Origin of the sequence: Pseudoalteromonas sp. OF7H-1, from assembly GCF_022347825.1 — a bacterium.
GTDB classification, from domain to species: Bacteria; Pseudomonadota; Gammaproteobacteria; order Enterobacterales; family Alteromonadaceae; genus Pseudoalteromonas; species Pseudoalteromonas maricaloris.
In genome coordinates, this window is record NZ_JAKRFX010000026.1 from 51,339 (window position 1) to 58,486 (window position 7,148).

The 7,148-nt window shown below is 41.4% G+C and carries 7 protein-coding genes; all 7 read right to left on the bottom strand.

Annotation, left to right across the window (positions count from 1 at the left end; translation table 11 throughout):
• The 7 genes from MHN30_RS22530 to lexA all read right to left on the bottom strand — a co-directional run bounded on the left by MHN30_RS22530 (position 1) and on the right by lexA (position 6,562).
• Positions 1-492: a transmembrane cytochrome oxidase associated protein gene (locus tag MHN30_RS22530; protein WP_130163390.1), complete on the bottom strand. Its 492-nt coding sequence runs from the start codon at positions 490-492 to the stop codon at positions 1-3.
• Positions 485-1,213: an SURF1 family protein gene (locus tag MHN30_RS22535; RefSeq protein ID WP_130163389.1), complete on the bottom strand. Its 729-nt coding sequence runs from the start codon at positions 1,211-1,213 to the stop codon at positions 485-487. The genes MHN30_RS22530 and MHN30_RS22535 overlap by 8 nt, the downstream gene beginning before the upstream one ends.
• Positions 1,214-1,427: 214 nt before the next feature.
• Positions 1,428-2,303: a cytochrome c oxidase subunit 3 gene (locus tag MHN30_RS22540; RefSeq protein WP_010378438.1), complete on the bottom strand. Its 876-nt coding sequence runs from the start codon at positions 2,301-2,303 to the stop codon at positions 1,428-1,430.
• Positions 2,293-2,871 (bottom strand): cytochrome c oxidase assembly protein, encoded by a 579-nt coding sequence (locus MHN30_RS22545; protein WP_045988253.1) that lies wholly within the window; start codon positions 2,869-2,871, stop codon positions 2,293-2,295. Before MHN30_RS22545 ends, MHN30_RS22540 begins: the two co-directional genes overlap by 11 nt.
• A complete protein-coding gene (ctaD, locus tag MHN30_RS22550) occupies positions 2,871-4,445 on the bottom strand; it encodes a cytochrome c oxidase subunit I (RefSeq protein WP_130163388.1) in 1,575 nt (524 codons plus the stop codon). The genes MHN30_RS22545 and ctaD overlap by 1 nt, the downstream gene beginning before the upstream one ends.
• The gene (gene coxB, locus MHN30_RS22555) at positions 4,445-5,587 is read right to left on the bottom strand and encodes a cytochrome c oxidase subunit II (protein WP_130163387.1); all 1,143 of its coding nucleotides are present in this window, start codon (positions 5,585-5,587) and stop codon (positions 4,445-4,447) included. Before coxB ends, ctaD begins: the two co-directional genes overlap by 1 nt.
• Positions 5,588-5,947: 360 nt before the next feature.
• Positions 5,948-6,562: a transcriptional repressor LexA gene (gene lexA / locus MHN30_RS22560; protein ID WP_130163418.1), complete on the bottom strand. Its 615-nt coding sequence runs from the start codon at positions 6,560-6,562 to the stop codon at positions 5,948-5,950.
• Between the last annotated feature and the right edge of the window lie 586 nt (positions 6,563-7,148).

Sequence of the window (7,148 nt, forward strand, 5' to 3'; positions counted from 1 at the left end):
CTAACTTGAACGAGAGTAGTTCAATAATTTCTTCAGATCACTCAGTAGCCCTTTTTGTACACTTCGCATTTCTTCTAAGCTTGCTACTGGTGCATACTTAAGTACAAATAACCCTGTTTTATCAACTAGGTAGAGATAGTTGTCATCTAACTGGTTGAGGTATATCGGCAAAGAAGTAGCGTACTCTATACCTTTTTCATTTCGCTCTTGTAATACCACAAGCGATACTTTCTGCTGGTTTTTCCCTAGCGCTAAATACAAATTAGGTAAGCTATCTAGTAGTAAAGAACATTGCTTATTACACTGCTTTGGTCGCTGATAAACGATACTCCACTCAGTATCTAAAACCAGCTCTGATTGGCGAACCTCCTGACTTAAAAATTCACCGTGATTAGTCGTGCTATGTGGTATCCAGCCGATCTTCAAGGCAACAAATGCCAATAGTAAGGGGAATATAAACAGCCCTATAAACCATGCCGCGCTTTTAGACATCTTTATTCTCCTTTTTTGAAAGTTTCCAGCCAATTACTACCGCGGCCAAGGCAATAAGCAACCACTGTAAAGCATAAGCTTCATGTTTTTGCGGTGACATTACGACCGGTTGATAATGGGGCTCAGTCCCTGCAAATCTGTTTTTAGTCATGTAGGCAATTAGAGGTAAAAGAGGTTTACCTGACTCCGCAGATAAGTAATCAACATCAATATACTGAATCACAGATTGTTTTGTTGCCTCCTCAGCCGCAGACTTAGCTAAGGTGAACCGCTTACTAGCACTAGATTTGATATAGACAGGTAGAGAAACGGTGCCACTTGGAAGAGAGAAAACGGTAGGCACGCGACTAGCCTGCTGTGGCACAAAACCTAAATTAACAGCTAAATACTCATCAGTTTCGGAAATTTTTATAATGCCAATTACATCAAAACCGACTCTACTTTTCACGACTTGATTATCTAAATACCAAACCGCATCGCCTACAAAATTCCCTGTAATCGACACTTCAGCATTAACATATTGCGTGAGCGGCTGGGATGTTACTTGCTGCTCATTAGCTACGCCTAGCGATTTTTCAATCTCAACTTTATGCTGCAACACATGTTTTTGCTGTGCTCTTTGCCACTGCCAATAAGAGAGCGAGCCACATAAAAGAACAACGATTAATGCTGCCAATATGGGGGGTTTTGATCTACCTTTAAAAAGTGCACCTAAATCCATCGGACACCCCTTATGATTAAAATTATTATTGTTGTACTGCTACTACTCGTTTTTCTAAATCTATTTAGAGCTATGCTAGTCATGCTCAAGTCAGAGCAACAAGAGTCGATGGCGAGGCTATTGCAACAAAGAGTTTATGCATCAATAGCTGTCGTACTTCTAATCTGTCTTGCTGCTCAATTTGGCTTTATAAAACTACACTCTTCACCCGTTGTTACAACACATAAACAAATACAAACAGGCACAACCAAACAACATCAACAAAATGCCAATACCAAGCCCCAGCTTGAAAAGCAAAGTGGTTCTTAGCGGTAAAGTGACCCTTCAACACCCTGATCCATATAACGAAAAGAATAATCGCACCAAGTGTGACATGGAAGCCATGAAATCCTGTCAGTAAAAAGAATGTATTACCGTAAACCCCCGACTGGAGAGTTAGCCCCAGATCTTGATAAGCGTGAATATACTCTTCCACTTGCAAGGTTAAGAATGCGACGCCAAGTAGTACTGTTAATCCTAAGAATGCCTTCACTTTCGCCCTTTGCTCTTTTTCTAAAGCTACGTGAGCAAAGCTTAGGGTTACTGATGATGCTAATAGAATAATCGTATTGATCAGCGGAAGTCCCTGCCAACCCATAGCTTGAGTGACAGTTCCATCTGGAGTTGTGAGCAATGGCCATACAGCTTCAAATTGAGGCCATAAAACCTCGTTGGTGCTGGCGTTATTACTTGCACCGCCTAACCACGGCACAGCTATCATTCGTGCATAAAAAAGTGCACCAAAAAAAGCAGCAAAAAACATAACTTCGGAAAAGATAAACCATCCCATTCCTTGCTTGAACGAACGATCCATTTGGGCAGAATATAATCCAGTTTGAGATTCTTGGATCACATTCCTGAACCAACCAAAAATCATATAGATCAGCACAGCAATACCCACGAGCAGTAGCATTACTCCACTATTACTGGTTGATTTAAGTTGAATAATCGTTAGGCCAGCGCCAACAGCGATAAAGAAAAGTGCAAAAGCCCCGACGATTGGCCATGGACTTTGCTCAGGCACGTAATATTTTTCTTGTTCATGGTTCATATTTGAACTCCTCTCGAGAAGCTAGCATACTCAGTCCATCACTGTCTTGTTTGCTAACTCGCTCTGTAATATCAAACAACGTATATGAAAGTGTGAGTTCCTCAACATCACTTGGGAGCTCCGTATCTACATAAAACCTCAAGACAAACTCAACTTCTTCTTTGCCTTTCATTGGTTGCTGATCAAAACAAAAGCAGGCCATTTTGTGTAAATACTTTGCCGCTTTCCCTGGAGACACTGAAGGGATCGCTTGCAACACACGCTCACTATCACTCAAGTTTTTTGCAATGAATTTGACATCGGTTAGCTTACCGGGTTGAACTCTAACCGAATGCTCGACTGCATCGACCTTAAATGGCGCCTGGCTTTGACTATGCGTTGTGAAGCTCACATCTACTTGTCGACTTTGTGCAATTGACTCGCTCTGCTTTGCGATTTCCATGGATGGCTTACCATTTAGGCCTGTGACATCACAAAAAACGTCATATAGAGGAACCAGTGCAAAGGCAAAAGCAAACATACCTAGCGTCAACAAAATAAGCTTCTTAAGCAGGCGACCATGTTGCATTACTTAATCTCCGGTGGCGTTGAAAAGGTATGATAAGGAGCCGGAGATGGTACTTGCCACTCTAATCCCTCAGCCCCATCCCATACTTTCCCAGAAGCCTGCTCTCCACCTTTTATACATTTATAAACCACTGCAACAAACAACAGTTGAGAAAGACCGAATGCAAACCCTCCGATACTAATGATCGCGTTAAAATCAGCGAACTGTAGAGCATAATCAGGGATCCGCCTTGGCATGCCAGCAAGACCAACAAAGTGCATTGGGAAAAACAATACGTTCACACTAACCAAGGAGAGCCAAAAGTGAAATTTAGCCAATTTGATATCAAACATGTGCCCTGTCCACTTTGGTAACCAATAATATGCGGCGGCCATTATTGAGAATATAGCTCCCGTAACTAACACGTAATGGAAATGCGCGACAACGAAGTAGGTATCGTGATATTGGAAATCTGCAGGCGTAATTGCTAACATCAAACCGGAAAATCCGCCAATTGTGAAAAGTACGATAAACGCAATGGCAAAAAGCATGGGTACCTCAAAACTAATAGCACCTCGCCACATTGTAGCTACCCAATTAAAAACCTTAACGCCAGTAGGCACTGATATGAGCATAGTTGCATACATAAAAAACAACTCACCAGCTAAAGGCATGCCCGTAGTAAACATATGATGAGCCCAAACGACGAACGACAACAGAGCAATTGAAGCGGTTGCATAAACCATTGATGCATAGCCAAACAGTTTCTTTCTTGAAAATGTCGGTACTATCGTAGAGATTATGCCGAAGGCAGGTAATATCATGATATACACTTCAGGGTGACCAAAGAACCAGAATATATGCTGGAACATAACAGGATCACCACCACCTGCTGCATCAAAAAAGCTCGTTCCAAAGAACTTATCAGTCAATACCATAGTCACAGCGCCAGCGAGTACGGGCATAACAGCAATCAGAAGAAATGCAGTTATCAGCCAAGTCCAGACAAATAAAGGCAACTTCATCCATGTCATACCTGGAGCTCTAAGATTGACGATGGTCACGATAACGTTGATAGCACCCATAATAGAGCTAATGCCCATTATATGGACCGCAAAAACAAAAAATGCAGTATTGTCATTGCTATATGTTGTAGATAGTGGCGCATAAAAAGTCCAACCGAAAGCAGGCCCGCCACCTTCCAAAAATAACGACATCAGTAAAATTGCAAACGCAAAAGGGAGTATCCAAAAACTCCAGTTATTCATTCTCGGTAGCGCCATATCAGGAGCACCAATCATCATTGGGATCATCCAGTTGGCAAGGCCTGTAAATGCGGGCATTACTGCGCCAAATACCATTATTAGTCCATGCACTGTCGTCATTTGATTAAAAAAGTGTGGATCTACAAGCTGTAACCCGGGTTGGAAAAGCTCGGCGCGGATCACCATCGCCATAGCACCACCAATCAAAAACATGGTTAGTGAGAACAATAAATACAGTGTTCCAATGTCTTTATGATTGGTAGTAAACAGCCAGCGCTTTAAGCCTTTTGGAGCTGTATGGTGTGAATGTTCTTCTACGATGGCACTCATTACTTACCCTCCTCTAATGCATCTATCTCACGCTGTATTTCGCTTGGCTGAATAACATCGCCGGTGTCATTACCCCAACTATTTCTTTTATAGGTGATAACCCCCGCTATCTGCTTGATTGTTAATTGCTTTGCGAAAGATTGCATCGCAGTTCCTGGGCGACCTAAAAGTAGAATATCTATATGAGCTTTAATATCTCCAGTGACGACTTTACTCCCTTTCATTGCAGGGAAGACACCTGGTAGCCCAAGCCCGGTTGGTTGATGGCAAGCTGCGCAATAAGCCATGTAAGTTTGTTCACCAACCTCCATTAACTCTTCTTTCGAAAGGGTTTGTTGGGCAACTGCTTGTGACTCAGCCTCTGCTTTTGCTTTTTCAGCTTTAGCATCGTTGAGCCAACTATCAAATTTATCGGGACTTACGGCCTCGACAACGACAGGCATAAAGCCATGATCTTTGCCACATAATTCAGCACATTGGCCTCTGTAAATTCCTTCATCGTTTACCTTTGTCCATGCCTCATTTATAAAGCCCGGATTGGCATCCTTCTTCACCGCAAAATCGGGCACCCACCAAGAATGGATGACATCATCTGAGGTCATCAAAAAGCGAACTTTCCTATCGGTGGGAATAACTAAATGCTTATCAACTTCAAGCAGGTAATTTTCATTTTTTTCTTTGAGATCACTAATTTCATCTTTCGGAGTAGAGAGCAAAGAATAGAACTCAACATCATGCCCCATATACTCATAGTGCCATTTCCACTGAGAGCCTGTGACCTTAATGGTCAGATCAGCTTTACTCGTGTCTTCCATAGCAATAAGCGTTTTTGTGGCTGGTATTGCCATACCAATGAGTATCAGGAAAGGAATTGCTGTCCAAAGTATTTCCACTTTGGTGCTTTCATGAAATTGCGCTGCAACAACGCCTTTTGACTTTCTGTGTTTTATAAGCGCCCAAAACATAACCCCAAATACAATAACCCCAATGACGCAACATATTAGAAATATGGTCATGTGAAGCTCATACACTTGATGACTAATGTCTGTAACACCTTGCCTCATATTGTAAGCGCTGTTAGCAAGTGAGGGCATGGCGATTAGCACTGCGATGAATGCTACAACTAATCGACAAATTTTCATTTGACGTCTCCTTCAAGACAACTCGCGGTTGTCTTTTGTTATTATTGGATGACTGTCATATTGTCTATTTGTACATAGACTTACTGCACGACTATTAACCAATTAGTCAAAAAACAAACAAATTGCAAGATTTTTGAGAAGACCGACTTTAGAATCAAAACTGGGGACTATAGGGGGTAAAACAAAGAATGATGAAAAATAGTGTATAAATATCAGAAAACTAAAAATATTACTAAATGATTAAAGTCACTATAATCATCCTACTTTCACATAGTTAGAAAAGTTAATTATCACTTTTTAAACAAAATATAGTTAAAGCAAGCGCAACTTTATATTTAACGCTACACTCGCTCTCATAAACTACATCCAGTCAGCACTTCGGATAACGCCGACAGCTAACCCTTCAATGGAGAAATTTTGATGCTCTAGATCCACTTCAATCGCTTTAAATTCTTCATTCTCAGCATGTAATAAGACTTTCTTTCCTTTCTTTTCAAAGCGTTTAACTGTCACGTCCTCTTCTACACGAGCTACTATCACTTGGCCATTTTCAGCCACTTTAGTGCTGTGAACGGCTAGTAGATCACCATCCATAATGCCAATATCCTTCATGCTCATACCATTAACTCTCAAAAGATAATCAGCATTAGGTTTAAAAAAACTCGCATCTACATTACAGTGGCTCTCTACATGTTGCTCTGCCAGAATAGGCTCACCAGCAGCAACACGGCCAATAATAGGTAAACCAAGTTGTTCGGATTCATCCTCTACAAGTCGAATCCCTCGGCTTGCGCCAGGGACCATTTCGATAACTCCCTTTTTCGCAAGCGCCTTAAGATGCTCTTCCGCTGCATTTGCACTCTTAAAACCCAAAGCATCAGCTATTTCAGCACGAGTTGGAGGCATGCCAGTATCTTTTATGAATACTTTTATTAATTCAAAGATTTGTTCTTGTCGTTTTGTTAGAGGACGCATTAACTGGTGTTCCATACAGTGGTTTATTTACTGTAAGTATATACAGCTCAAAAAAAATCGCAAATGTTTCTTTATTCGACATATTTTAAGTGTGTTTGCTAATAGCATTAATTAGAGCACCATTAAACAAGAAGTGAAGTCTGTGCCTCAGAGCATAACCTACGACTCTACGCAATAAGAAATAGATTATTAAGATTTAGGGCTGACTAACCACCACCTACCATGTTGCACTATGCTGATACTGTGGTGGGAGCGAGTTCATCTCGCGAGGTTTTCTATATCCCAAATAGCAAAAAACCCGTTGCATTACTGCAACGGGTTTTGATGTACATGGTTTTTTCCGGAACTTCATTGCAAGCCATCGGTGGGTAAACCACCTACCATGTTGCACTGTGCTGATACTGTGATAGGAGTGAGTTCACCTCGCGATGTGTTGATTGGCTTGCGAGGTTTTATATCTCAAATCTCTATACCCCAAACAGCAAAAAACCCGCTGCATTACTGTAACGGGTTTTTATGTACATGGTTTTTGCCGGAACTTCATTGCAACCTATCGGCGGATAAACCACCTTATATGGACTCCTCC